The 26,193-nt window shown below is 60.9% G+C and carries 24 protein-coding genes and 1 riboswitch; of the genes, 11 read left to right on the top strand and 13 right to left on the bottom strand.

The annotated features are described in order from the left end of the window. Positions 1-246 precede the first annotated feature (246 nt). The 5 genes from NW863_RS04930 to hmpF form a co-directional block, all read right to left on the bottom strand. Positions 247-492, bottom strand: a complete 246-nt coding sequence (locus tag NW863_RS04930; protein WP_414364890.1) for a Uma2 family endonuclease — start codon at positions 490-492, stop codon at positions 247-249. A gap of 1,020 nt (positions 493-1,512) precedes the next feature. Further along, on the bottom strand, positions 1,513-2,382 hold the full coding sequence (gene fabD / locus NW863_RS04925; RefSeq protein ID WP_414364888.1) for an ACP S-malonyltransferase: 870 nt from the start codon (positions 2,380-2,382) through the stop codon (positions 1,513-1,515). A gap of 4 nt (positions 2,383-2,386) precedes the next feature. Then, complete coding sequence (locus NW863_RS04920; RefSeq protein WP_414364886.1) at positions 2,387-3,400, bottom strand: beta-ketoacyl-ACP synthase III; 1,014 nt, start codon at positions 3,398-3,400, stop codon at positions 2,387-2,389. Then, positions 3,400-4,491, bottom strand: a complete 1,092-nt coding sequence (gene plsX / locus NW863_RS04915; RefSeq protein WP_414364884.1) for a phosphate acyltransferase PlsX — start codon at positions 4,489-4,491, stop codon at positions 3,400-3,402. Before plsX ends, NW863_RS04920 begins: the two co-directional genes overlap by 1 nt. Before the next feature lie 208 nt (positions 4,492-4,699). Continuing rightward, entirely contained in the window at positions 4,700-6,433 is a 1,734-nt protein-coding gene (hmpF, locus tag NW863_RS04910; RefSeq protein WP_414364882.1) for a pilus motility taxis protein HmpF, read from the bottom strand. Positions 6,434-6,865: 432 nt separating this feature from the next. Between hmpF and trpC the strand changes: the two genes are divergently transcribed. The 6 genes from trpC (at position 6,866) to NW863_RS04880 (ending at position 13,031) form a co-directional block, all read left to right on the top strand. After that, entirely contained in the window at positions 6,866-7,765 is a 900-nt protein-coding gene (gene trpC, locus NW863_RS04905; RefSeq protein WP_414337498.1) for an indole-3-glycerol phosphate synthase TrpC, read from the top strand. Between the two features lie 40 nt (positions 7,766-7,805). Beyond that, entirely contained in the window at positions 7,806-8,045 is a 240-nt protein-coding gene (locus NW863_RS04900) for a DUF5340 domain-containing protein (protein ID WP_414335099.1), read from the top strand. 64 nt (positions 8,046-8,109) lie between these two features. Next, the gene (locus NW863_RS04895) at positions 8,110-8,304 is read left to right on the top strand and encodes a heavy-metal-associated domain-containing protein (protein WP_414364881.1); all 195 of its coding nucleotides are present in this window, start codon (positions 8,110-8,112) and stop codon (positions 8,302-8,304) included. A 125-nt stretch (positions 8,305-8,429) separates the two neighbouring features. Beyond that, positions 8,430-10,760 (top strand): heavy metal translocating P-type ATPase, encoded by a 2,331-nt coding sequence (locus NW863_RS04890; RefSeq protein ID WP_414364879.1) that lies wholly within the window; start codon positions 8,430-8,432, stop codon positions 10,758-10,760. A 42-nt stretch (positions 10,761-10,802) separates the two neighbouring features. Further along, positions 10,803-10,939, top strand: a riboswitch (cobalamin riboswitch). A gap of 29 nt (positions 10,940-10,968) precedes the next feature. Then, complete coding sequence (locus NW863_RS04885; RefSeq protein WP_414364878.1) at positions 10,969-12,039, top strand: sirohydrochlorin chelatase; 1,071 nt, start codon at positions 10,969-10,971, stop codon at positions 12,037-12,039. Between the two features lie 107 nt (positions 12,040-12,146). Further along, on the top strand, positions 12,147-13,031 hold the full coding sequence (locus tag NW863_RS04880) for a hypothetical protein (protein ID WP_414364876.1): 885 nt from the start codon (positions 12,147-12,149) through the stop codon (positions 13,029-13,031). Here the strand turns inward: NW863_RS04880 and NW863_RS04875 are convergent. From NW863_RS04875 to obgE, 4 genes are all read right to left on the bottom strand, one after another. Continuing rightward, positions 13,028-13,657, bottom strand: coding sequence for a PAP/fibrillin family protein (locus tag NW863_RS04875; RefSeq protein WP_414364874.1), 630 nt, complete (start codon positions 13,655-13,657; stop codon positions 13,028-13,030). The two genes, NW863_RS04880 and NW863_RS04875, sit on opposite strands and share 4 nt — an antisense overlap. Positions 13,658-13,730: 73 nt before the next feature. After that, complete coding sequence (locus NW863_RS04870) at positions 13,731-14,426, bottom strand: L-threonylcarbamoyladenylate synthase (RefSeq protein ID WP_414364873.1); 696 nt, start codon at positions 14,424-14,426, stop codon at positions 13,731-13,733. Positions 14,427-14,447: 21 nt separating this feature from the next. Further along, positions 14,448-14,822, bottom strand: coding sequence for a hypothetical protein (locus NW863_RS04865; protein WP_414364871.1), 375 nt, complete (start codon positions 14,820-14,822; stop codon positions 14,448-14,450). Next, positions 14,764-15,921, bottom strand: coding sequence for a GTPase ObgE (gene obgE, locus NW863_RS04860; protein WP_414364869.1), 1,158 nt, complete (start codon positions 15,919-15,921; stop codon positions 14,764-14,766). Before obgE ends, NW863_RS04865 begins: the two co-directional genes overlap by 59 nt. 201 nt (positions 15,922-16,122) lie before the next feature. Between obgE and NW863_RS04855 the strand changes: the two genes are divergently transcribed. From NW863_RS04855 to NW863_RS04835, 5 genes are all read left to right on the top strand, one after another. Continuing rightward, complete coding sequence (locus NW863_RS04855; protein WP_414364867.1) at positions 16,123-17,094, top strand: 30S ribosomal protein S1; 972 nt, start codon at positions 16,123-16,125, stop codon at positions 17,092-17,094. 126 nt (positions 17,095-17,220) lie between these two features. After that, positions 17,221-18,507 carry a recombinase family protein gene (locus tag NW863_RS04850; RefSeq protein WP_414364865.1) on the top strand — a complete coding sequence of 429 codons (1,287 nt, stop codon included), beginning with the start codon at positions 17,221-17,223 and terminating at the stop codon, positions 18,505-18,507. A gap of 367 nt (positions 18,508-18,874) precedes the next feature. After that, complete coding sequence (bchL, locus tag NW863_RS04845) at positions 18,875-19,711, top strand: ferredoxin:protochlorophyllide reductase (ATP-dependent) iron-sulfur ATP-binding protein (protein WP_414333681.1); 837 nt, start codon at positions 18,875-18,877, stop codon at positions 19,709-19,711. 158 nt (positions 19,712-19,869) lie between these two features. After that, positions 19,870-20,847: a protochlorophyllide reductase gene (locus NW863_RS04840; RefSeq protein ID WP_414364891.1), complete on the top strand. Its 978-nt coding sequence runs from the start codon at positions 19,870-19,872 to the stop codon at positions 20,845-20,847. Between the two features lie 29 nt (positions 20,848-20,876). After that, on the top strand, positions 20,877-22,277 hold the full coding sequence (locus NW863_RS04835) for a ferredoxin:protochlorophyllide reductase (ATP-dependent) subunit N (protein ID WP_414364863.1): 1,401 nt from the start codon (positions 20,877-20,879) through the stop codon (positions 22,275-22,277). On the opposite strand, the gene NW863_RS04830 is transcribed toward NW863_RS04835, so the two are convergent. The 4 genes from NW863_RS04830 to NW863_RS04815 all read right to left on the bottom strand — a co-directional run. Continuing rightward, positions 22,274-22,510, bottom strand: a complete 237-nt coding sequence (locus NW863_RS04830) for a hypothetical protein (protein WP_414333678.1) — start codon at positions 22,508-22,510, stop codon at positions 22,274-22,276. The genes NW863_RS04835 and NW863_RS04830 overlap by 4 nt on opposite strands. A gap of 63 nt (positions 22,511-22,573) precedes the next feature. Continuing rightward, positions 22,574-23,884 (bottom strand): glutamate-1-semialdehyde 2,1-aminomutase, encoded by a 1,311-nt coding sequence (hemL, locus tag NW863_RS04825; RefSeq protein ID WP_414364862.1) that lies wholly within the window; start codon positions 23,882-23,884, stop codon positions 22,574-22,576. Between the two features lie 316 nt (positions 23,885-24,200). Continuing rightward, complete coding sequence (gene ispG, locus NW863_RS04820) at positions 24,201-25,439, bottom strand: (E)-4-hydroxy-3-methylbut-2-enyl-diphosphate synthase (RefSeq protein ID WP_414364860.1); 1,239 nt, start codon at positions 25,437-25,439, stop codon at positions 24,201-24,203. 64 nt (positions 25,440-25,503) lie between these two features. Further along, on the bottom strand, positions 25,504-26,193 hold a 690-nt coding region (locus NW863_RS04815), incomplete at its 5' end, for a zinc ribbon domain-containing protein (RefSeq protein ID WP_414364859.1).

Here is a 26,193-nt window from a genome sequence, read left to right as displayed (position 1 = left end):
TTCAAGTTTTGCCTGAGTTTATCGCCCAATACCGGAATTTGCCCCCGGAACAACTGGCGGCTGCAGGCCAGGAAGTTCTCCAACTGGCCGATGAGAAGCTCTTTCGCTTCACGATTAGCCCTTAGCAGGAAATCTTGTTTTGGGATCCCTTCAGCATTTGTCAATGGCCTGGAGACGAACTAGCAGGCTGCTTTATCGCTATTTGCACTAAGCCCACTAAGGGATCCGCGCTCGGGCAAACACATTCTAGGGAACAACCTTCAAGCCCGGCAAGCAATCGTCTTGGGTGGCTTGGGATCCCGCAAATATCTGCGGCGGGGCATCGGGGTAGAAGACGGTGATGCCCTTGGCCTGCGGATCCACAATCCAAACGCGGGGGATCCCGGCCTCCAAATAGTCCGCTGCTTTTTGAACTGCAGCCCCAAAGCTCTGACCGGGAGAGAGGATCTCGGTTTGGGGGCTGTCCTCAAAAAGTTGATCATGCCATTGCACCCAAGAGGAAACAGTTTTGACCGTCAGTCTGGGGTTCTGGGTCAAACGGGCGGCCAGGGATCCCTTGACAATCCAACAAAACCAGGAGACCAGGATACCTCGCCGCTTTAACTAAACGCGCAAAATTCCCCACCGTCTATACGGTAGGATGGGTAGCACCCCCAGCTTGAGGCTGGATATACTGTTTCACTATTTCTAAGGCTGCACCAAACAATACACCTAGAATTGTGCCAAAACTTGTCTTTTTCCCAGTATACCCTACTCAGTTGTTCTCCAAATTGCTACCTCAAAACTCGGCTCGATTTCTGAGTTTTGTCATAGAAGGTGCTGCTTAGAAGAAGTACTGTACTGACTTTAGCCTTGACTGAGTACCGTAAGGTGAGTAAAACTGTACGGGTAAACAGACGGCAGATGTTGCGACTCTATCTCAACAAAAGCCAGGAGAAGGCTATGCTCGTCGTCTGCACTGTTACTTGTACAACGCTTGCGTCGCTCAAAGGACTCCGTCCCGCTTGCGCAGTCGGCACTATTCAGGCTGGACATATCCCAGCTCTTCGGGATGAAAGGTAACCAGTAACGGTAAGCACGGCACCGTCACCCTCAATGACTTGGGCATTACCCTAAAGAGGCGGAGCAGGGACAACGATTGGGGAAAACCGACCACGCTAACCCTTGTCTACAAACCATCTTTGCGGCAGTGGTATGCTTCGTTCCCCGTAGAGGTGGAGGTACCCCATGGCTCCCAGTCGGAGTTGAGGGATGAGTCTATCGTTGCCTACGATTCGGGCACCGAGACAGCCATCACCTTGTATAACGGGAGCAGAGGCTCGGCACACGGGATCCATGAAGCACCTGGGGCAGAGGAAGAGACGGAAGCCTTGCCCAGGTGGGGAAACCCCAGCTGCTTATGCAGTGGGGCCTAACTGCTGTTTGGGGAGGCTTGCGTTGCCCGCAGCTCTTCTTCCTTTGGGAGAGGGGAGCTAGCAACGCAACTTGTAGCACCAGGGCTGCCGGGCTCCCTTAGCTAATCTTGAGGCTGTTGATGTTGCACCGTCTCAGGGCAGGCGCCGTTCGCCTCACCAAGCCCGTCAGCACATTGCCAGGGCCAATTTCCCATACCTCTTGGATACCGTCGGCAGCCATCTGTAGCACTGTCTCTCGCCAGCGGACTGGAGCAGTCATCTGGGACAGCAGCGCCTGCTTGAGAACTTGGGGATCTCGGCTGGCGGCAGCCGTGCAATTGCTGTAGACCGGCACTCGCGGAGCCTGAAAGTCAACCTCGCGCAAGGTGTGGGCAAAGGTTTCCGCCGCCGCCTGCATCAAGGGCGAGTGAAAGGCGCCGCTGACTTTGAGGGGAACGGTGCGCTTAGCCTGCAACTGCTCACAGACAGCCTGCACCCCCTCGACCGAGCCGCTGATCACCACCTGATCCGGGCTGTTGTCGTTGGCAATGACCACGTCGGACGTCATCTGGCACAGGTGCTCCAGCTTGTCGCGATCAAAGCCAATCACCGCCGCCATGCTGCCGGGGGGATCCCCTGCAGCTTCCATCAACTGGCCCCGCAGCGCCACCAGCCGCAGGCCAGTCTCAAAATCAAATACCCCGGCAGCGTAGAGGGCGCTATATTCTCCCAAGCTGTGGCCGGCTGTACAGGCAGGAGCCTGACCCTGAGCGTAGAGATAGTCCGTCAGCAGGGCTGATACGGTGAATAAAGCCGGCTGCGTGTAGCTGGTCTGATGGATCTGCTCTTCCGAGAGCGCCAAGGGATCCCATCCCAGCCTCTCGCGGGCCAAAGCCAACTTCTGGGCCGCCCCCGGCCAATCCTGTAAGTCCTTTCCCATGCCCACGGCTTGGGATCCCTGGCCGGGATAGATCCAGGCAACGGTCATCAACTCATTTCCCCCAACGAAAGACAATCGCTCCCCAGGTGAGGCCGGCGCCAAAGCCTGCCATCACCCCCAGATCGCCAGCGCCAAAGCGCCCCTGCGCGATCCAGGTGGCCAAGGCAATCGGTACCGAAGCGCCGGAGGTGTTGCCGTACTGTTCTAGGACGCTGGCCACCCGCTGGGGATCCAACTGCAAGCGCTTGGCCACAGCATCGAGGATGCGCTGGTTGGCCTGGTGGATGAAGTAGCCTTGCACGGCTGCTGCGGGGATCCCGGCCCGAAAGAGAGCCTTCTCGACAATCTCCGGCACCGCCTGGACGGCAAACTTGTACACCTCGCGGCCATTCATAGCGATGGGGCAGCAGCGGTATTGCCCCACCTGCAGGGATCCCGCCAGGGTCTTGGTCTCGGTGGCCATAGCCAGGCTGAGTAGCTCGCTGCCGCTGCCATCGCTGCGCAGCTCGATGCTGAGGATGCCGCTGTCCCCCTCTCTTGCGGCTTCCAGCACCACCGCCCCCGCGCCGTCCCCAAACAGGACGCAGGTGGTGCGATCCGTCCAGTCCACTGTGCGAGAGAGCACGTCCGCCGCCACCACCAGTGCCCGCCGGTACAGCCCGGTTTGGAGAAACTGGGCTGCCGTGGCCACGGCAAACACAAACCCCGTACAGGCCGCTGTCAGGTCAAAAGCCACCGCCCGTGTCGCCCCCAGCGCTGCCTGTACCCGCGGAGCCGAGCCGAAGCGATCGACGCCGGTGGAGGTGGCCAGGAGGATCAGATCCAGCTCCTGGGGTGGGATCCCGGACTGTGCCAGGGCGGCCTTTGCCGCTTGAACCGCCAAATCCACCAGGCTGAGGTCGGGGGGCAGGATGCGCCGTTGGCGAATGCCGGTGCGGGGCCAGATCCACTCGTCGGAAGTCTCCACAATCTGGCTGAGGTCGTCGTTGCTCAGGCAGGGAGCCGGCAGGGCAGCTCCCACCCCTACCAGGCGCACGGTCGGGAGGCCATTGCTGGGCATGGACACTATCCTTCGGCCCGCTCCAAGGATCCTACCGGCAGGGCTTCTGGACTGGGGTTAGAGGCCGAGGCCAGAGGACGGGCATTCTCTCCGGGATTGGACTTGGATGGGGGGGAGTCAGTCATTTCCGCTTGCAGCCGCTGTAGGATCTTCTGCTCCGCCGCCTCTTTGGCCAGGCGAATGGCATGGTAGACCATCGCCGCCTTAGAGCTGCCGTGGGTAATGACGCAGATGCCGTTCACCCCCAGCAACAAGGCGCCACCATATTCTACATAGTCCATGCGCCGCTTCACCTGCTTCAGGTTGGGCCGGAGCAGCCAGCAGCCCAGTTTACCACGCCAGCCGCGGGGCAACTCCTCCCGCAGCACCTGGGTGATCACCTGGCCAACGCTCTCCGCAAACTTGAGCAGGGCGTTGCCCACAAAGCCGTCGCACACCACCACATCAAAGTCCCCCGTCAACACATCCCGCCCCTCGGCGTTGCCGGCAAAGTGGATCCCCGGCAACTGTCTCAGGCGCTGATGGGTGGCCAGGGCCAGGTCGTTGCCCTTGTTGGGTTCCTCGCCAATGTTGAGCAGGCCCACCCGCGGCTTCTCAATCCCCAGCACGCACTGGCAGTAGAGGGATCCCATGCGGGCAAATTGTTCCAAGAAGCGGGGCCGGCAGTCCACGTTGGCTCCCACATCCAAAAGCAACACCGGCTTGCCCTTCAAAGTGGGCAAAAGAGCGCCAATGGCCGGGCGGTCGATCCCCGCCAATCGGCCTAAGTTGAGGTAGGCAGCGGCCATCGCAGCCCCAGTGTTGCCAGCAGCCACCACTGCATCTGCCTGCTTGGTGCGCACCTGTTGCATGGAGACGTTGATAGAGGCCTGCGGCTTTCTGCGCACCGCCAGGGGCTCTTCCGCCATGCCCACTTCGTCCTCAGCAGGCACGACAGTGATCCCAGGCGGCAGTGGCCGGGGCAGAAAAGGCTCGAGAGCGTCTGGACGACCGACCAGCGCAATCCCCACCTGAAGATACCGATGGGCCAGCAGGGCGCCCTTGATGATCTCTTCGGGAGCGTAGTCACCTCCCATCGCATCAACTGCAATTCGCACGAGCTGACCTCACACTGGAACACTCCTGACAAGCAAAATGCGGGGATCTCCGCTGCTTCTTTGCCTCGAGAAGTTGGGATCCCACTATCTACAAGGGGCTATCGAATTTTACCAGATTTGCTCTCTTTGGTTGAGGCTGGCGAGCGCCTGTTCAAAGCAGTAGGGGAGCACTGCCCACCTGCCCCAGGAAGAGGACAGGACACGCTCTTTACCGCTGGGTGAGAGCGGCCAGGAGGGATTGCACCTGCTGGACATGGGCACTGGCCACGGAGCCCCTGTCTTGATGTTGACCCAGCTCCGCCTCCAACTGAGCCAGTTGTTGTGCCAACTCCGCCCAGCGATCTCGCTCGGGGTAGAGGGTGGCCTGGAGATGGTTGAGGCGGCCCCAGGTTTCTGCCATCGCCTGGGTGCGGGCCCGCAGGGATCCCTCCTCTTGCTCCAGTTGTTGCCACTGCTGCTCCAACTCTTGCCGCTGGCGGGCAAGCTGCTCCTGTTGAGAAGGCAAAGACGCCTCCAGTTGTTGAATGAGGGTTTGCAGACGGCTTTTTTCCTGGAGCAGCTCCTGCTTCTGGCTGCCGATCTGCTCGAGGATCGGCCCGATATCCACCTGAACTGGGGCGGCAGCCTGATTTTGAAGCTGCCTAAGGCGGGCTTCCTGGCGGGTCAGCTCTTCGTATTCCCGCTGCAGGTTTTTCTCCTGGGGCGCCAGGGCCTCTTCCAGGGCGCTACAGGCAGACTGGGCGTAGTCGATATCCATCTCGATGTCAAACCGCTCTTCGGGAGAGGCGGTGGCCAGCCGCTCTTGCAGCTCCCGCAAGGTCTGCCGGTTTTGCTCCAGCTCGGCCCGCTGTTGGCTGACTTGGGCCGCCCGCTGCTCATAATCTCGACGCATCTGGCTCACCAAGGCCGCCAGCTCCTCCACTGAGATCGCAGACCCTGAGGCACCTGACCCGCTGTTGCTACTGCCATCGACGATGAAGTCGTACTCCTGCACCAGACGATAGGCTTTTTGGAACAAGCTCTCTTGGGACTGCAACTGCTGGAGGATCCTCTGCAGTTGCTCCTGATAGGCTCGCAGGGATCCCTGCCGGGCATGCCATTCGGCTTGGCTCTGCTCCAGGGATCGTTGGGATCCCCACCAGGCGGCGCAGCGCTCCCGCCAGGTACGGTAGTCTCGATCCAGCTCCTCCTGTTGGGCGTGGGCCTGCTGACGTTCTTGTTCCAGTTGGGCAATCTCTTGATTGAAGTGCTCCTGCTGCTGCTGAACCTGGCTTTTTAAACTCTGGAGAAGAGCCAAGGGATTCGCAGAGAAATGTAAACTCTCCTGAACTTCTTGCAGCAAAACCTGGAGCTGGGCTGCTTCTGTTTCCCCCAGCCGGCTGGAGCGGGCCTCTTGCAACTGAGCTTCCAGTTCCTGCCGTTGCCGGTTCAGGGCTTCTCGTTGTTCTCCGATTAGACGCTGCTGCTCGGCCAGGTAGGCCTGCTGGGTTGCCAACTCCTCTTTGAGGCTGTCTAGAAGCTTGCGCTCTTCCTCCACGCCCTTGTATTGCTCGTACAGCCGCCGCACTTCTTCTTCTTGGGCTGCCAGCTCCATCTCACGGCGGGTGAGCTCATGCGCCTGAAAGGTGAGGGATTGTTTCCAAACCTCGATCTCCTCTTCCTGGCTGCGGGCTTTGAGCTGAAGTTGGCTGAAGTTTTGCAGGTAGGTCACCAGTTGGCGAGCGGCTTCGTTGATGCGGGTGACCTGACGGCTGCCGGTGATTTCTGCCAGCACCAGGGCCCCATCCTTGAAGCGCCCGGCCTCCTGGGCGATGCGGCCCTCTAGAGTAATCGATTCTTCGTTCACAGGCACCCAGGTGTTGTCCTGCTGCTGCTTGGCCAGCAATTGCAGAGACGACTTAGCAAACCCAATTGGCTTGGATAGCTCTGCTAGGTACAGCACGCCCGAACTCCTTCAAAACAGCATGGACAGCGATATCCCAAACTCTGCCTCAGCCGAGCCTTTGTCCACAGTTGGGCAAGATGGGGAGACGAAACGGCTGCTGCAGCAAGGCACCCCAGGGCGCGAAAACCTGCGTCAAGCCTCTCAATTGACCGAGGTTGACTTGGATCTATCTCGATCCATCTCGTCCTGAGCAGCACCTTGTCTCGTATCAAGCAGCGCCTCAGCCGGCTCCCTACTGAACTGTCAGTGTAACCAGCATCTGCGGCTGCTCAGTCCCAAACTCAACCATAGGGTAAAAAAAACACCTTTGCCAGAGGCGGTTTGGGGATATGCGGAGTAGCTATTCAAACCGACCGCAGAGCACTAGAGTAGTCTAGGGTGAGGTGTAGAGTTCTGCTCAGGGGTGGTATGGAGCTGCAAGGTGAGCCGCTGGCCGTTCGTCGGCGTTCTCCTGCCCCGCCGGTCGTCGTGGCCTCTCAGGTGTACCAGACAACAGCGCCGGAAGCCAAACCGCGCCACATTTTAGAGGAGATCATCTGGCACAAAGAGCAGGAGGTGGAGCGCCAGCGGGAGCAGCTCCCCCTAAAGCAATTGCAGCAGCAACTGGATCAAGCGCCGCCGGTGCGGGATTTTGTGGCGGCCCTCACCCAATCTCCTCATCCGGTTTCTCTGATTGCCGAGGTAAAAAAAGCCTCCCCCAGCCGTGGGGTTCTCCGCGATCCCTTTGATCCGGTGGCCATTGCCCAAAGCTACGAGGCGGCGGGAGCCAGTTGCCTGTCGGTGCTCACGGATGAGCGGTTTTTTCAGGGCAGCGGCGAGTATCTGCGCCAGATCCGCCAGGCAGTCGGGATCCCCATCCTGTGCAAGGAGTTCATCCTCTACCCTTACCAAATTCTCTGGGCGCGTACTCTGGGGGCGGATGCGGTGCTGTTGATTGCTGCCATTCTCTCGGATGCGGATTTGGGCTATTTTCTCAAGCTGATCCAGCAATTGGGCATGGCAGCTCTGTTGGAGGTGCACACTTGCCAAGAGTTACAGCGGGTTTTGGGCTTGCCGCAACTGCACCAGGCCAAAGGTCAGGTGTTGATCGGCATCAACAATCGGGATCTCAAAACCTTTGCGGTGGACTTGAACACGACGCGGGATCTCTTGGCCGCCCACCGGGATCGCCTGGGCGATCTGCCGGTGGTCAGCGAATCCGGCATTCACTCTCCTGCCGATCTCCAGCAGTTGCGGAGCTGGGGGGTGCGCGCCGTGCTGGTGGGGGAAGCGCTGGTAACGCAGCCGGATCCCGGCCAAGCCGTCCGCTCCCTGTTGTCACCCCAGTAAACCCAGGATTGTCAATGGATCCCAAGAATGGCTTAGATCGATGAAACGTATTCCTGTGCCAGCACACGTCCACTACGAATTTCTGCTGCGGGTTCTGGAGCGGCAAACGTTTCCGACTGTGGAGGAACAGGATTTTGGCAATCGAGCCCGCACGCAAGAGCTGATCAACTCTTTGCGCAAAGCCCTGACCCAACAGTTGCAACTGGAGGAGGAGTGGCGACAGCGGGGCTATCAGGTGGATTACCGCTGGAACATAGAGGAACCTCAGCCACCCTCTTGACCTTCCAGCCCACTGGAAGGTTTAGCATCAAGCAGGTGGCATTGGGTTGGGGAGGCTTCCCAGGATGCAAGTTGTTTTGACGGTGCCCAAGCTGGCCTGCGCGGCTTGTGTAGATACCATCACGCAGGCGGTGCGGCAACGGGATCCCCAGGCCCACGTGGAAGCGGATCCCAAGACCAAGCAGGTGCGGATTACGTCTGAGCGAGCCGACAGCGACTGGCGGCAGGTGCTTGCCCAAGTGGGCTATCCGCCGGCCTAGCGATTTTTCCCTGCCCGGCAGCGTTAGCAGGACAGAGTTCAGAGGTGGGGTTTTCCCCTTGTGGGGGGAAGGGCCCTTTTGCGTCGCTTTTTCTTCCTTTCTTAATTTTTGCTCTGAGGACAGCCATGTCTGATTCTGGTTCCCATTCCGCTGCCCCCGGCCTGTCCGCTTCATCTGCTGGCGGCACTTGGCGCTTGGCCATCCAGGGTATGAGCTGTGCCTCCTGCGCTGCCGGCATTGAACAGGCCCTGAGTCGCGTGCGGGGCGTTACAGCCCAAACGGTCAACTTTGCCAGCGAGCAGGCCATCGTCCGTGGGGATCCCCGGCTGGTGAATCCCCAAGCGTTGATCCGGGTGGTGGAGCAGGCGGGGTATCGGGCGTGCTTGGTCGAAGACGATTGGCAACAGTCGGATCCGGACGACACAGAACGGATCGCCCAATGGGTGGCGGAACGGGAATTGAAGCTGAAGGTGGCGATAGGAGTGGGCCTCAGCACGGTGCTGCTGATCGGATCCCTGCCGATGATGCTGGGACGGGAGATCCCCGGCCTGCCCCCCTGGCTGCAGGATCCGTGGTTGCAGTTGCTGCTGACGGCGCCGGTGCAGTTTTGGGTGGGCCAGCACTTTTATCGTGGCGCCTGGGCGGCTTGGCAACGGCGCTCGGCGGACATGAATACCTTGGTAGCTTTGGGAACGAGCGCTGCTTTTTTCTACTCCCTTTTGGCGACGACTTTCCCCGACTTCTTTCATCGCCAGGGCCTGCACCCGGATGTGTATTACGAAGTGGCGGCGGTGGTCGTCACCCTGGTGCTGGTGGGCAAGTGGATGGAGCAGCGGGCCAAAGGGCAAACCTCCGAAGCCATTCGCAAGCTGATGGGGTTGCAGCCGAAAACGGCAAGGGTCATCCGCGATGGGGTGGAGCAGGATATCCCGATTGCGGCGGTGCAGGTGGGGGATCGGATCCGGGTGCGCCCTGGTGAGAAGGTGCCGGTGGATGGGGTCATTCTAGAGGGATCCTCCAGCCTGGACGAGTCGATGGTGACTGGCGAGAGCCTGCCGGTGAGTAAGTCGGCAGGAGATGAGGTGATCGGGGCCACCCTCAACCAGACGGGCAGCTTTGTGATGGAAGCGCGGCGGGTGGGCAAAGATACGCTTCTGGCCCAGATCGTGCGCCTGGTGCAGGAGGCCCAGGGATCCAAGGCCCCCATTCAGCAAGTGGCGGATCGGGTGACCTCCTGGTTTGTGCCGGCGGTGATCGGGGTAGCCATTCTAACTTTTGTCCTCTGGTGGGGGCTGGCGGGCAATCCAACGCTGGCCTTAGTGAACACCATTGGGGTGCTGATCATCGCCTGCCCTTGTGCGCTGGGGTTGGCCACCCCCACCTCGATCATGGTGGCGACGGGGCGGGGGGCGGAATTGGGGATCCTGGTAAAAAGCGCCGATAGCCTGGAATTGGCCCACCGCTTGCGCACGGTGGTCTTGGACAAAACCGGCACCCTCACCGAGGGCCGTCCCAGCGTCACCGATATCTGGACGCCAGGCTCTTCTCCCCTAGCCCTGTTGCGCCTGGCAGCAGCAGTGGAACAATACTCGGAACATCCGCTGGCCCAGGCGGTGGTGCAAAAAGCCAAAGCCGAAGGCATCTCAATCCCGTCGGCCCAGCACTTTCAGGCAAAAGTGGGCGAGGGGGCAGAAGCCTGGGTGGAGGGGCAGCAGGTGCGCATCGGTCGGCTGAGCTGGCTGCAGGCGATGGGGATCCCGTGGGATCCCTCTTGGTCGGAGCGGGTTCAGACCTGGGAAAGCCAGGGCAAAACGGTGATCGGCGTGGCGCAATCCCATCGTCTGGTGGGGCTGTTGGCCATTGCCGACCCGATCAAACCCACCTCCCCCGCCGCGGTGCGCCAGCTGCAGGAGATGGGCCTGGAGGTGATTCTGCTGACCGGGGATAACCCCACCACCGCCCAGGCCATTGCTCGGCAGGCAGGCATTCGCCGGGTGATCGCCCAAGTCCGTCCCGAGCAAAAGGCAGCCTACATTCGCCAGCTCAGACGGCCCCGACACCCGGTAGCGATGGTTGGAGATGGCATCAACGATGCGCCGGCCCTGGCAGAAGCCGATGTGGGGATCGCCATCGGGACGGGCACCGATGTGGCCATAGCCGCCAGCGACATTACCCTAATAGCCGGCGATTTGCGGGGCGTGGTCACCGCCATTCAACTCAGCCGCGCCACCCTTGCCAACATCCGCCAAAATCTCTTCTTCGCCTTTATCTACAACACCCTCGGGATCCCGATTGCCGCCGGGGCGCTCTACCCCTTCACCGGCTGGTTGCTCAACCCCATGCTGGCGGGGGCGGCCATGGCCTTGAGCTCTGTTTCTGTAGTGACTAATGCCCTGCGGCTGCGGCATTTTCGGCCCTCACCCCCAGCCCCTCTCCCTCAGGGAGAGGGGAGCTAGGGATCAAGGCAGGGGGCCGGGGTTATCCCCCCAGGGGGGCTTGGTGAAGGACAAGCGGCAAGCTAACCTAAGAGGCTCGGGCAGATTGGGGAAAGCGCGGTGCAAATCCGCCACTGTGACGCAACTGTGATGGGATCCCTCCCTCAGCCAGAACACCCACCTGCCCTTGTCCTGTACCCCTTGCGATTCACAAGGAACGGAGTTTTTTGTGTTGAATACCCTCCCTGTTTCCCCTCCCCTTGCGGTTGGGCAGTTTCCTTCTCCTCCATTGCCCCTCTTGCTCATCGGCCATGGATCCCGCGACCCGGAGGGGCAGCAAGCCTTTCTGGAGTTGGCCCAAGCGTACCAATCCCTCACCCCCCAGCGGCCGGTGATCCCTTGTTTTTTGGAGCTGGCGCAGCCGAGCATCGCCCAGGGGGTGGAACAATGCTTGGCTCAAGGGTGGCAGGAGATCGTGGCCCTGCCGCTGTTGTTGTTTGGAGCGCGCCACAACAAGTTCGACGTGACCGTGGAGTTGGATCGCCTGCAGGCCCTCCACCCGCAGTTGCGCATCCACTACGGGGGGCCGCTGGGGATCCGCATCGAGATCTTGCAACTGCTGCGAGACCGCTTGGCCGCTTTGCTGGCTGCCCAACCGCGGCAGATCCCAGGGGCGGAAACGGTGTTGCTGTTTGTCGGTCGCGGCTCCAGCGATCCCGAAGCCAACGCCGAAGCCTGTAAGCTGGCCCGGCTGCTCTGGGAAGGGTCGGGGTTGGCCGCCGTAGAGACCTGCTTTATCGGCATCACCCACCCCCGCCTGCCGGTGGGTTTGGAGCGGGCCTTGTCCTGGCAGCCGCGCCGGGTGATCGTGCTGCCCTATTTTCTCTTCACAGGGGTGCTGGTGAAAAAAATCGAGGCGGCGGTGCAAGAGCGGCGACGCCAATACCCCCAGATCGAGTGGCTGATGCTGCCGGAGTTGGGTCTTGTGGATACGGTGCTGCACAGCCTGCAGCAACTGGAGCAAGAAGCCCTCCAGGGCCAAACCCCAATGAACTGCCACCTCTGCAAGTTTCGCCTGGCGGTGAGCGCAGAGCTGGGAGTGGGGCATACTCATCACAATGACCATCAGGATCACCCTCACGCGCAGGGATCCCATCACCACCACCATCATCATGACCATCATTCCCATGGGCAGGGATCCCATCACCATCACCACAACCACGGCCATGCCCCCGCAGCGGCTGCGGATCCCTGGGCTCAGTTAGAGAATTACCACCAACGGGCTTGGCAAGTGCCTTAAGAGAGACAGAGGTTGCCGGCGGGATAAACTGAGATGCAGACAGGTGATTTTTGAACCTGACCTTTGCCCTGGTTCTCCCGCTCTGGTGGTTCTGATAAACAAAAACGATGATGTCCTCCCGCTCCTCTTGGATCTCAGGCGTCGCCGCTGCAGGGAGTGGGCTCCTGGTTTGCGCGGTGGTGGCGGGGCTGTTGGATCAGATTTTGCCCACGCTGCCCAAGGTTTCCCTGTCCTTGGCCGGGATCCCTGGCTTGTTGGTCGGGCTCGGATCCGCCTACGGAGTTTGGTGGGTAACCCAGATGGCCTTGCAATCCCCTTCCTGGGCCGATTTCCGAAAATCCCTGTTGGAGGCCGTGTCTCCCTTCGATCCCGCCGACCACGGTGGCAGGCCCGCGGGGGATCCGCGCCTTTGGCAATTAGCGCAGGAGATCCGCCAAACCCAGCTCCGCCACCAAAAGATTCTCGACCGAATTAAGCAGCAGGTGAAAGCCGAAATCCAGATCTGCGAGCGTGTCCAGGCACAACTGCGCAGCGAGCAGCAGCAGTGTCGGGTTCTCCAGGAGCAGGTGCAACAGTTGCAACAGCACCTGCAAAACCTCCAAACCTCATCCCCTTCCCCCCAACTCAAGCCCGAGCGAGAGCAAGCGCTGCGCCACAAGCTGCGCCAGCTTCAATCCCAAGTCACCGCCCTGAGGATAGAACTGGAACGCCAAGGGATCCAACTGCAGCAGTCGGAAGCCGAGCGGGCCCAACTCCAGCAGCAGCAGCAAAAACTTAAGCGCCTCCTGCATCGCACAAAATCCGAAAACCAAAAGCTGCGCTTCCAACAGGAGCAATGGGCCCGGCAACTGGAGCAATCCCAACAGGAGTTGCGGACTTTGCAAGAGGCCTACCGCGCCCTGCAGACCCTCTGGGAGATAGGCTCTGGTCTAACCTCCAAGACCCCTCTTTCTGAAATCGCCGCCGCCGAACCCTCTGGCACCTCTGGCTAGCCGCAGCCTCGGCCCACCCGCCGCAAGACAAAAACACTCCCTTCGCTGCCACGGCCAATCCGCAGATCCTCATCCAAATAGGTAATCTCCAGCCAGCCTGTTGGCTCGCGGCGGCGAACGTCGATCTTCACCGCCGGGATCCGTTCGGGATCCCGTTCGAGCAGATAGAGAAAACTCTCGATCTCGTAGCTCATCAACGCCTGGGATCCGAGCAGCAGCCGCTCGAAAATCACCTTGACCCGGCGTTCCGACTCCGGGTAGAAGCGGGCTGCCACCGCCAAAACTCCCCGCGGCAGCCAAGCCTGCAGCCAGCCGGATCCCTGGATCTCCGCCACGTTAAAGACTTGGCCCGCTTGGGCCCGAATGCACTGATAGATCTCACCGGTGGTCAAAAGGGGCAAATTGGCCAACCGCAACAAGTCTGTGCTGGTGGTAAACAGGTTCAGCCAATTTCCCTCCAGCCGTTCTGCGGCAGCCGTTGGGCAAGGGGTGGGGTTGAGGGCTTCCAGGGCGGCAATGTGAGACAAGATCTGGCTTTTTTGGCCGGGCAAGACACGTCGGCCCCGGTCGGTCGTCTCCAGCAGGCGCAACAGGGCCGATTTTTGCTCAGCCAAAGCTTCAGGCATGGGCTTACCGCAGCAGCACGACCCTATTTTAGGAGTTGGTGGCAGCCAAGTAGGGCAAGGGGGCTCCCGGCCCTCAGCCAGTCAGCTCTTCCACCCGCCTGAGCTCTGCCACCTGCTCGTACCCCAGGCCTGCCCGCACCAACAGGGGCTCCGGCCCCGTGAGATCGATGACCGTCGAGACCTGGGCCCGATAGGGAGCCTCGTCATCCAGCACCAGATCCACCTGTTTCTCCAACTGTCGCATTTCCTCGGCGGTAAAGATTCCCCCCTCTTCCCAATCCCCAACAGAGTCAAAACCCACCTCCAAAGAGCCGACGGGATCCCCGCCCAGCTTGGCCGAGGTGGAGACGATGGGGTTGCCTAACTCGGCCAACAGCGCCTGACAGATGGCCGAATCGGGCACGCGGATGCCAGTGGTTTTCCGCTTGGGATCCATGACTAGCTTGGGCACCAGCTTGGTGGCCGGCAGCAGAAACGTAAACGGGCCTGGGATCAGCCGCCGCATCAGTCGATAGGCGGGATCGCTCACCTGGGCATACTGGGCAATTTGGGAAAGCGAAGGGCACAAAAAGGTGAGGGGCTTGTCGTTGGAAAGCCGCTTGAGACGCCTTACCCGCTCCACCGCCTGCTTGTGGGTGACATCGCAGCCAATGGCATAGACCGTATCAGTGGGGTAGAGCATGACCGCCCCTTTCCGCAGAGCGGCTGCAATCCGTTGGATGGAGCGGGCCTGGGGATGCTGCGGATGGAGCTTAAAATACTCGGCCATTCGGGAGAAAAAAGCAAAACCTCAAGACTCAGAGCGGCTGGGGCTTTCCACCACTTCCGCCACTCCCCCAGAACGAGGGGTAGGCGGCACCGGCAGGGATCCCTGCGCTTCCGGCCAATCTTTTAGCTGTTGCATCAGCGCTTGAATATGCAGACGAGGCAAATAGGGCCAGTCACCTGCTTCCTCCAAATCCTGAAGCACCCGATAGAGCTCTTGGCGGGTGTTGGGCAAAGACTCTCGGAAGGCCCCCTCCAAAATCGTGCGGTGCAGATCCTCCAACAACCGCAGGAGCATCAACAGCTCCAAGCAAGCTCCTGCCCTCGCCTGGGCCGCCTGCTCAATGGCCAACTTGATCTGGCGCAAGTCGGGGGGCAGATCCTCCGCCGAGATATACATAGCCGCTCATCTCTGAGTTTTGGGAAGGCAGGGGCACTCCTATTCTAAGATTCTTCTGCCCCTGGACCGGCTGGATTTTGCTGGCCGCCGCAGGTTGATGGGGATCCGGATCCCGGCCCAGGCACTGCCACACCCGCTGCAACAAGGGCTCCAGCCCCTGCCTGGCAACCGCCGAGATGGCTGATACCGGGGCACCGGCAGCCATTGACAGCTGCTGGGTGCGCTCGGCCACCTCCTGGGGCTCAAGGGCATCGATCTTGTTCAAAACCACAATCTGCGGCTTGTCGCTAAGCCCGTGGCCGTAGGCGCGCAGCTCCTGCTGAATGATTTGGTAATCCCTGACGGGATCCGCCGTCGTACCGTCCACCAGGTGGATCAGCACCCGCGTGCGCTCCACATGGCGCAAAAAGTCATGGCCCAGACCCACCCCTAGGTGCGCCCCCTCGATCAGTCCGGGAATGTCAGCAAACACCACCCCATCCCCGGAGGGATGAGGCACCACTCCCAAATTGGGCTGCAGGGTGGTGAAGGGGTAATCGGCGATCTTGGGCCGGGCGGACGAGACCACCGAGATCAGGGTGGATTTGCCCGCATTGGGCATACCGACGATCCCCACCTCGGCAATGAGCTTCAACTCCAGGCGCAGGCGTCGCCGCTCTCCCGGTTGGCCCCTGGTAAATTGGCGAGGAGCCCGATTGTGGTTGCTGAGAAAATGGGCATTGCCCAGGCCGCCCTTCCCGCCCCGAGCCACCAGCAGCCGATCCCCGGGCTGCACCAGATCCCCCAGCAGCTCGCCGGTCTCTGCGTTGAACACCATCGTGCCGCAGGGCACCCGCACCAGCCGATCCGCACCACTGGCCCCGCTGCAGTGGTTGGGTCCTCCCTTGGCCCCGTGTTCGGCTTTGATCAGCGGCTGGAAGCGAAAGTCCAACAAGGTCTGCAAGCCGGGATCCGCCACCAAGATCACCGAGCCGCCCCGTCCTCCATTGCCCCCCGAAGGCCCGCCGGCGGGCACGTACTTTTCGCGGCGAAAGGCAACAATGCCATCTCCGCCGTTCCCCGCCTGCACTTCAATTTCCGCCTGGTCGATAAAATGCAACCGCCCCTCTCCCAACTCTGGCCATCTCCCTCTAGCTTGGCAGGATCGCCAGGAAGTTTGCCACAAAAGTCGCCCTCTTAAGCTACGATAGTATTTCCCAAGCTATTGCCTGTCCCGCCCGGGAGGGTGAGCGAGTATGGGAGCCGTTCATTACCAAGTTCAACTGCTCTTCTAATTCGCGCCAACTGCTGTTACACCCCTATGAGTCGATTCACCGCTGCTGCCGATGTAGGTTTTACCACCGAGGACTTTGCTGCCCTACTGGACAAGTACGACTATCACTTCAGCCCCGGCGAAATTGTGGCCGGCACGGTATTTTCGGTGGAGCCGCGCGGCGCGTTGATCGATATCGGGGCCAAGACGGCTGCTTTCCTGCCTCTGCAGGAGATGTCCATCAGCCGGGTAGAAGACCCGCACGAGGTGCTGCAGCCGGGAGAGACCCGCGAGTTTTTCATCCTCACCGAAGAAAATGAAGAGGGGCAACTGACCCTCTCCATTCGCCGCATCGAGTACATGCGGGCCTGGGAGCGGGTGCGGCAGCTACAGAAAGAAGACGCCACGGTGCGGGCAACCATTTTTGCTACCAACCGCGGAGGCGCCCTGGTGCGCATTGAGGGATTGCGCGGCTTTATCCCCGGATCCCACATCAGCAGCCGCAAGCCCAAGGAAGAGCTGGTGGGCGAAGAGCTGCCCCTGAAGTTTTTGGAGGTGGACGAAGACCGCAACCGCTTGGTGTTGAGCCATCGCCGCGCTCTGGTGGAGCGGAAGATGAACAAGCTGGAGGTGGGCGAGGTAGTGGTCGGCACAGTGCGTGGCATCAAGCCTTACGGTGCCTTCATAGACATTGGCGGCGTCTCCGGCTTGCTGCACATTTCCGAGATCTCCCACGAACATGTTGACACGCCCCACAGCGTCTTCAACGTCAACGACGAAGTGAAGGTGATGATCATCGACCTAGACGCAGAACGGGGTCGGATCTCGCTGTCCACCAAGCAACTGGAGCCCAATCCCGGCGACATGCTGCGGGATCCCAAGTTGGTTTACGAAAAAGCAGAAGAAATGGCGGCCAAGTACCGCGAGCAACTGCGGGCTGCTAAGCAAGGACAAGCCGAAGAGGCGCCGCTGGAGGTGTCGGAAGAGGAGCTGGAATACGCGACTGCAGCGGTGGAGTAAAGCCATCTTGCGGAGAGCGGTCGGCAGCCAAGGGTTGCCGGTCTGTCTCTCCCTTAGCCTACCTGGGATCCCTGGCTAGGAGGGGTGTCGGGTGATGGTGCAGCGGCGGTGACAGGTTGCTTGTCCATGAGCATTTGTGGCTACCTCTACACGCCTGCCCATGCCCCTTGGCCAGACCAGGAGCTGGTCTGGTTGAAAGCACACGGGGCCGCTCCCATCTGGCACGACTGGGGATCCCGCGCCCACCTGGAAGAGCTGTTGCAGGGCATCGCCGCCGGATCGGTGCAGCAGGTGCTGCTGGTGCGCCTGGCGGATCTGGGGGATCGAGCGGAGGAAGTCCACCAACGGCTGTTGCAGATCCAACAGGCGGGGATCCAACTGAGCCTGGTGACCCAATCCGGCCTACACACCCCCAGCGAGGCTGCCGACTGGATCCCGCTGCTGGCCGAGATCCCCCATCAATTGCAAAGCCGCCGCCTCTGCCACAGCCAAGCCCGCAACCGTCTGGCGGGCAAGCCTCCCCCCGGCCCGGCTCCCTTTGGCTATCGCCGCGAAGGGGAGCGCTACGTGCTGGATCGCCGCCAGGCCCCTGTTGTTCAGGATTTTTTCCAGCACTTTCTTCTCTATGGATCCCTGCGCCAAGCGGTGCGCTTTTTGGAAGAAAAACACCACAAGCGCATTTCGGTGGCCACGGGGCGCAACTGGCTGCTCAACCCCGTCTATCGCGGGGATCTGGCCTATGCCGACGGCACCGTTCTGCGCGATACCCACCCCGCCCTCCTCAGCCGCACCGAGGCCGCCCAGATCGATCGCTGGCTCAAACGCAACCAAAGGATCCCACGCCGCAGCGCCAGCGCCCCCCGCGCTCTGGCTGGCCTCGTCCATTGCCGTACCTGTAGCAGCCTTCTGCGCATTGTGCAAACCACCCCCGGCAAGGCCAAGAGGAACGGCTCCTCCTACCTCTACCTGCGTTGCCAAACCTGTCGCTACAGCCTCCACTACGCCCAAGTCCTGCAGGAGGTGATCCGCCAGGTCTGCGAGCAGCTCCCCCACCGTGCCCAAAACCTGGATCGGCAGGCCCTGGACCAAACCCGCCAACAGCTCCAAGCCCAGATCCAGGCCAACAGCGAGCGGCTGCGGCAACTGGAGGCGCTGCAGCAATCTGGACTGATGGATGAGCCCTCCCTGGCCCAGCGCTGCTACCAACTGCGGGCGGAAACGGCCCGTTTGGCCCAAAAGCTGGAACAGCTCCCTCCCGCCAACTTCCTCCAGATCGCCCAAACTCTCTCCATCCTGCCCTTCTGGCAAGACCTCAGCGAGAGCGAGCGCCGCGCCTACCTGCGGGAATTCCTGCGCAGGGTTGAGGTGGATTCTACAGGGGCCGTGCAGATTGCCTTTGCCTTCGATCCCTGAGATCCCTTTTGAAGTTGGGGATTCCGCGTCTCCTCTGGCCATTGAGACCATTCTTGAGACTCTCCCTCAGACCGGGAAAAGGGATCCCGCCGGCAGTCTCCAGCGAGTTGATGGGAGCAGCGCTTGTCAAAGCCAGGGAGAGATGAATGATTTGTTTTTGATCTGCTTTTACGAAAAAACAAAAAACAAAAGCTGGAAAAAAGCCAAAAATCGGCTCGAAGAATCTTTTGGGCGAGGATTTGTCCGTCTGGCGATTTAAGAAATTGCTTTAACTTGTTTTAGGCTTGCCTTAATTCTTCTCAACACTTCTCAGGGAGTGGGTTAGCTGCCGATAATGGCCCTTGTCAGGCTTGTGGAGGAACGTGCTGTGAAGTTGGCAGTTTACGGGAAGGGTGGGATCGGCAAGTCCACCACCAGTTGCAACCTCTCGGTGGCCTTGGCCCGGCGGGGCAAGAAGGTGTTGCAAATTGGCTGTGACCCCAAGCACGACAGCACCTTCACCCTGACTGGTTTTCTCATCCCCACGATCATCGATACCCTGGAAGCCAAGGGCTACCACTACGAAGACATCTACCCCGAGGATGTGATCTACCGCGGCTACGGCGGCGTAGATTGCGTCGAGGCGGGAGGGCCGCCGGCAGGGGCCGGCTGTGGCGGCTATGTGGTGGGAGAAACCGTCAAACTCCTGAAGGAGCTGAACGCCTTTGACGAGTACGACGTCATCCTCTTCGACGTGCTGGGGGACGTGGTGTGCGGCGGCTTTGCTGCCCCCCTCAACTACGCCGACTACTGTGTGATCGTTACTGACAACGGCTTTGACGCCCTGTTTGCCGCCAATCGCATTGCCGCCTCGGTGCGAGAAAAAGCCAAAACCCGCAAGCTGCGCCTGGCCGGCCTAATCGGCAACCGCACCAGCAAGCGGGATCTCATCGACCAATACGTCTCGGCAGTGCCCATGCCTGTGCTCGAGGTGCTGCCACTGGTCGAGGACATTCGCATTTCGCGGGTCAAGGGCAAAACCCTCTTCGAGATGGCAGAGACGGATCCCAGCCTGGAGCCCGTCTGCCAGTACTACCTGAACATCGCCGACGAGCTGCTGGCCCGCCCGGAAGGGATCGTGCCCCGGCCTGCTGAGGATCGGGAGCTGTTTGCCCTGCTGTCGGACTTTTACAACGCCCCGGCACGGGAGCCGGCGCTGGTGTAAGGGATCCCAAACCTGCCAGCTTGCCGGTGTGTCTAAAAGTGAAGCAATTGTTTCGGAAAACCGTCGCAAACCTTATCAATTCGTTGTCTGGCCCGCTTTCCGCCCCAAGATGGATTGTGCAGGAGATCCATCTTGAGGACATGGCAGAGGAGTTGGATATGCAAGCACAAGTGCAACCCACCGTGGTGATTACTGGAGCCTCTTCGGGCGTTGGCCTGTACGCGGCTTTGGCTTTGGCCAAGCGGGGCTGGCACGTGGTGATGGCCTGTCGGGATCTGGACAAAGGCCAGCGGATGGCTCAGCAGGTGGGGATCCCGCAGGGCAGCTACACCCTGATGCCGATCGATCTGGCCAGCTTGGCCAGTGTGCGGCAATTTGTCGAACAATTTCGCCAGTCGGGCCGCTCTCTGGATGCCCTGGTGTGCAACGCCGCCATCTACATGCCCTTGCTTAAGCAGCCCTTGCGCAGCCCGGAGGGCTATGAGCTGACCATGGCCACCAACCATCTGGGGCACTTCCTGCTCTGCCACCTGATGCTGGAGGATCTGAAGCGCTCCACCTATCCGGATCGGCGGCTGGTGATCCTAGGCACGGTTACCCACAACCCCAAGGAGCTGGGGGGCAAGATCCCACCCCAACCCCACCTGGGGGATCTGCGGGGCTTTGCCCAGGGCTTCAAGGAACCGATCAGCATGGCCGATGGCGGCAAGTTCGATCCCGTCAAAGCCTACAAAGACAGCAAAGTTTGCAACATCCTCACCATGCGGGAGCTGCACCGCCGCTTCCACGAGAGCACCGGCATCACGTTTCTCTCCCTCTACCCGGGCTGTGTGGCGGAAACGGCCCTCTTCCGCCATCACTATCCCCTCTTCCAAAAGCTGTTCCCCTGGTTTCAGAAAAACATCACCGGCGGCTACGTCTCCCAAGAGCTGGCCGGCGAGCGGGTGGCCCAGGTGGTGGCGGATCCGGAGTTTCGCCAGTCGGGATTCTACTGGAGCTGGGGCAACCGGCAACGGAAAAATGCCAAGCCCTTTAACCAAGAAGTCTCGGACGAGGCGGGGGATGCGGCCAAGGCCAAGCTGCTCTGGGATCTGAGCGAGAAATTGGTGGGCGTGCCCCAATTGGTCGCCCCCTAGCTTGACAAACCCTTTTCTAGGAGCCGACGATGACTGCTGCTGTGGATGCTTCCAATACCCTCCACTTTCAATGCGAGACCGGCAACTACCACACCTTCTGCCCGATTAGTTGCGTGGCTTGGCTCTACCCCAAAATTGAAGACAGCTTCTTTTTGGTGATCGGCACCAAAACCTGTGGCTACTTTTTGCAAAATGCCATGGGGGTGATGATCTTTGCCGAGCCGCGCTATGCCATGGCCGAGCTGGAAGAGGGGGACATCAGCGCCAAGCTCAACGACTACGAGGAGCTGAAGCGGCTGTGCCTGCAAATCCAGCGGGATCGCAATCCCAGCGTCATCGTCTGGATCGGCACCTGCACCACCGAGATCATCAAGATGGATCTAGAGGGCCTAGCCCAGAAGCTGGAAGGGGAGATCGGGATCCCGATTGTGGTGGCGCGGGCCAATGGCCTCGACTACGCCTTTACCCAGGGGGAAGACACGGTTTTGGCCTCTATGGCCCAGCGCTGCCCGGAGCAGGTGCAGGAAGAAGAGCGGGAGACGCGGGGTGGCCTGCAGGCTCTTTTCTACGGGCTGCGCCCCGGCAAAAAGAAAGAGGAAGAAGGCTTCCCCAAACATCCCCCCTTGGTGATCTTCGGCTCCGTGCCGGATCCGGTGGTAACCCAACTCACCCTGGAGCTGAAAAAGCACGGGATCCGCGTCTCCGGCTGGCTGCCGGCCAAGCGCTACGAGGAGCTGCCGGCCATCGAGCCGGGCACCTATGTGGTGGGGGTAAATCCTTTCCTCAGCCGCACCGCCACCACGCTGGTGCGCCGCAAAAAGGCCAAGCTCATCACCGCTCCTTTTCCCATCGGGCCGGATGGCACCCGCGCCTGGATCGAGGCCATCGCCGGCGAGCTGGGGATCCCGACTCAAGGCCTGGCAGAGCGGGAAGGGCAAGTGTGGCGTCACCCCCAGGTTCAGGAGTACCTGGGCCTGCTGCGGGGCAAGAGCGTCTTCTTCATGGGGGATAACCTGCTGGAGATCTCCCTGGCCCGCTTCCTGGTGCGCTGCGGTATGACGGTGCAGGAAATCGGGATCCCTTACCTCGACAAGCGCTACCAGGCCGCCGAGCTGGCCCTCCTGGAGCGCACCTGCGAGGAGATGGGGGTGCCCAAGCCCACCATTGTCGAGAAGCCGGATAACTACAACCAACTGCAGCGCATCAAAGCCCTGCAGCCGGATCTGGTAATCACGGGCATGGCCCACGCCAACCCCCTCGAAGCCCGCGGCGTCACCACCAAGTGGTCGGTGGAGTTTACCTTTGCCCAGATCCACGGCTTCGGCAACACCCAGGCGCTGCTGGAGCTGGTCACCCGCCCACTGCGGCGCAACGCCGCCCTCAAAGGCTTGGGCTGGGAACAGTTGGTGGGGGAAAAAGCCCTGAGCTAACTTTCTGGCTCCTCGTTGTCGAAGAGCAGGCCATCCAGGTGATCCGGCAGTTGCTGCCGGTCGATCCAGACCATGCCGGCCAAAATTGCCTCGGCCTCATTGTGGAAGTAGCCGTAGGCTGGGGCGGCAAACTCCACCGAGCCATCCTGACGTAGCCGCTGACAGCAAAAAATGAACCCCTTGTCGGTGGTTTGGGTGGTGATGCGCCAGTTGCGGTGGATGTGCTCGGCCATGATCCCAGTGCAGATCACCCTCACCCCCAACCCCTCTCCCAAGGGGAGAGGGGAGAAGAAACCCTAGAGCGTGCGCAGCACCTCTCGCGCCGCCTCGAGGGTTCTCTCCACATCGGCTTCGGTGTGGGCCAAGGAAGTGAAGCCGGCCTCGAATTGCGAGGGCGCCAGATACACCCCCCGCTCCAGCATGCCGCGGTGGAAGCGGGCAAACTTTTGCAAGTCCGAGCGCTTGGCCTCCTCGTAGTTGCGCACTGGGCCAGCCGTGAAGAAGAAGCCGAACATGCCGGGCAAATGGCCCCCACACATCTCGTGCCCGGTCTCTTGCGCAATCTGCAGCAGCCCCGTGGCCAGCTTCTCGGTAATCCGCTCCAGATACTCATAGGTACCGGGGCGACGCAAAATATCGAGGGTGTGGATCCCGGCCGTCATGGCCAGGGGGTTGCCGGAGAGGGTGCCCGCCTGGTACATCGGCCCCGCCGGCGCCACCATTTCCATAATCTCCCGCCGACCGCCGTAGGCCCCCACCGGCAGGCCGCCGCCGATTACCTTGCCCAGGGTGGTTAAATCGGGGATGACACCAAACTTGGCCTGCACACCGCCGTAGCTGATGCGAAAGCCGGTCATCACCTCGTCAAACACCAGCAGGGCGCCATACTTCTGCGTCAGCTCCCGCAAACCCTCCAAAAAGCCCGGCTGCGGCGGAATGAAGCCGGCATTGCCCACCACCGGCTCTAGGATCACGCCCGCAATGGAGTCGGGATGCTGCTCAAACAGAGCCTTGACTGCCTCTAGATCGTTGTAGGGGGCGGTCAGCGTGGCACTGGTAGCGGCCTTAGGTACCCCCGGCGAATCCGGCAGGCCCAGCGTGGCCACCCCTGAGCCGGCCTTGACCAAAAACATGTCCGCATGGCCGTGGTAGCAGCCCTCGAACTTGATCACCTTTTCCCGCCCCGTGTAGGCCCGCATCAGGCGCAGCGCCGCCATGCAAGCTTCGGTGCCGGAGTTAACAAAGCGTACCATCTCCACGCTGGGCACCGCCTCGATCACCCGCTCGGCCAGCTCGTTTTCCAAAACGCAAGGGGCGCCAAAGCTGGTGCCTTTCTCCAAAGCTCGGTGCAGAGCCTCGATCACCTCGGGATGGGCGTGGCCGACAATCGCCGGCCCCCAACTGCCGATGTAGTCGATGTACTGGTTGCCGTCCACATCCCAGGCGTAGGCTCCTGAGACGCGGTCAAACACGACGGGATCCCCGCCCACCGACTTAAAGGCGCGCACCGGAGAGCTAACGCCCCCCGGCATAAGCTGCTGCGCCCGTGCAAAGATCTGCTTGGAGCGGCTGGTATTAAACGAGCGAGTAGGGAGAGTGCTGGTCATACTCGGAGCTGTTCAACCCGTCTTTTTAGACTAGCAGGCAAAGAGACTTGCTGGTGGGCTGCTGCCCTCTCTTTTGTTTTAGCTAGTGGGGGTACAGGGGTGGATAAGCTCCGCACTGTACCTGCAAGGTTAGCGTCGGGATACAGCCACCCCCGCAAGGATGTGTTACACCAGTCGTGGTTATACAAAGCGGCGTTGCCGGAATCTGGTACAACCGCGCGGTAGGACATCCCGTGTCTGCTCGTGGAGAGACTACAAGACCCCGTTGAAGTGAGAGGTCTATTCCCCATGCGCTAGCACGAGGGTCAGGAGTGTGTCACTTACTTGGGCTTCCTTCTGGAGGATCCACCCACCGCCCATCGGCTTTGATGAGCTCAATCAGCGCCTGGACGCCCTCCGACTCCGGCACCTTCTTTACCTCCTCCTTGCCGCGGTAGAGGGAGATGTAGCCGGGGGTTTTCCCCACATAGCCGTAGTCGGCGTCAGCCATCTCCCCCGGCCCGTTGACAATGCAGCCCATGACGGCAATGTCGAGGCCCACCAAGTGCTGGGTTGCAGCCCGCACTTTCTGCAGTACTTCCTCCAAGTTAAACAGGGTGCGGCCACAGGAGGGGCAGGCCACATATTCCACCATGGTCTTGCGCAGGTTGAGGGCCTGCAAGATGCCGTAGGCCACCGGGATCTCTTTTTCCGGCGCTTCGGTTAGGGAAACCCGAATGGTGTCACCGATCCCCTCGGCCAGAAGCGTCCCGATCCCCACTGCCGATTTGATGCGGCCATATTCTCCATCGCCGGCCTCGGTCACCCCCAAGTGGAAGGGGTAGTTCAGGCCCAAGGCATCGAAGCGGCGGGCGGCCAGCCGGTAAGCAGCCAACATCACCTGCGGACGGGAAGCTTTGAAGGAGAGAACCACGTTGTGGAAGTCTTGCTCGGCGCAAATCTCGGCATATTCTAGGGCCGACTCCACCATGCCCTCGGGAGTATCTCCATAGATGAAGAGCATGCGCTCCGCCAGGGATCCGTGGTTGACACCGATGCGCAGGGCTTTGTTCTGGGCTTTGAGGGTCTGCACCAGGGGGGTGAAGGTTTCGCGGATCTTGTTGCGGATGGCCTCCAGTTCGGCTTGGGTGTACTCGGTGCGACCGGGCTGCGGCTTTTCTAGGACGAACAGCCCCGGGTTGATGCGCACCTTGTCCACGTACTGGGCAACCTCCAGGGCGATCTTGATGCCGTTGTGGTGTACATCGGCCACCAGCGGCACCGGCCTGTAGGTTTGGATCAGCTTGTCCCGAATCGCCTCCATCGCCTTGGCATGGGCCATGCTGGGAACGGTAACCCGCACGATCTCCGAACCTGCCTCGTGCAGACGACGGATGGCCGCCACCGCTGCCTCGATGTCAAGGGTGTCTTCGTTGATCATGGATTGCACCACCACCGGGTGCTGGCTACCGATCAACACGTTGCCTACGGCTACGGTGCGGGTAGGACGACGGGGGTAGACTGGTTCTGGGTAGGGCTGCTGAGAGGGCGCGTTGGGCCGATCCAGGGTTTGCATGGCTTGCTAAGCGGAAAAGGTCTGCTCTAGCTTGATTGTAGGGTAAACTACCCGGCCCCGACCGCTAAGCGGTACGAGCGGGCTTAAGCGCTACGCGCCGCTGACGCGAAGGGTAGCCCTGCAGTTGGCAAGCCAACCACGGACTTCCAGGCCGGTTTACAGCGGCCCCCAAAAGGGCAATCCCGTTAGCAACGTTCAAATCTGCATCCCCTTCCCAGCCACAAGCCAGGTTGACACAGCGAAAATGCTTCCCTTCCCGTTGCCCAAGCCACAAACACCGGTGACAAGTTTGCCAAGTGTAGGCAGGCGGTACTACCACCACCTCCACCCCCGCTCTTGCTGCCTTGTAGTGCACAAACTGTCTCCACTGGGAGAACGCCCCTCGCGCTAGCGGGCCGTAGGCCTCACTGTTTGACCGCCGCCGCTCCGTCTTGCTGCGCGGCTGTTGGTTGGTACGTTCTCTCATCCCAGTCCAGTCCTCCAAGGCAATGAGGCTGCAGGTAGCTTTGGCCCTAGCAACAATCGCTAAGGACTCCGTCCCGCTGACGCGAGTGGCGATGCAGTGATTCACCCAGGCTTGAAAGCGTCTCTCCCGACCAGACAGCCGCTGCAGCAGCTCCCGACACCTGCGCCGAGTGCTGCGTGTGCCCTGACTGGCTTTGCGTTGCAGAGCCGCTCTCAACCGGGAGTAGTGGTCTCTGACCCGGTTCAACCGCTGTCCATTCCAGTGATCCCCCTCAGAGGTCTGGGCAAT

Origin of the sequence: Synechococcus sp. B60.1 (genome assembly GCF_047462555.1) — a bacterium.
GTDB lineage: Bacteria > Cyanobacteriota > Cyanobacteriia > Thermostichales > Thermostichaceae > Thermostichus.
The sequence above is the reverse complement of the archived record's forward strand: the minus strand, read 5'-3'. Positions and strand labels throughout refer to the sequence as shown.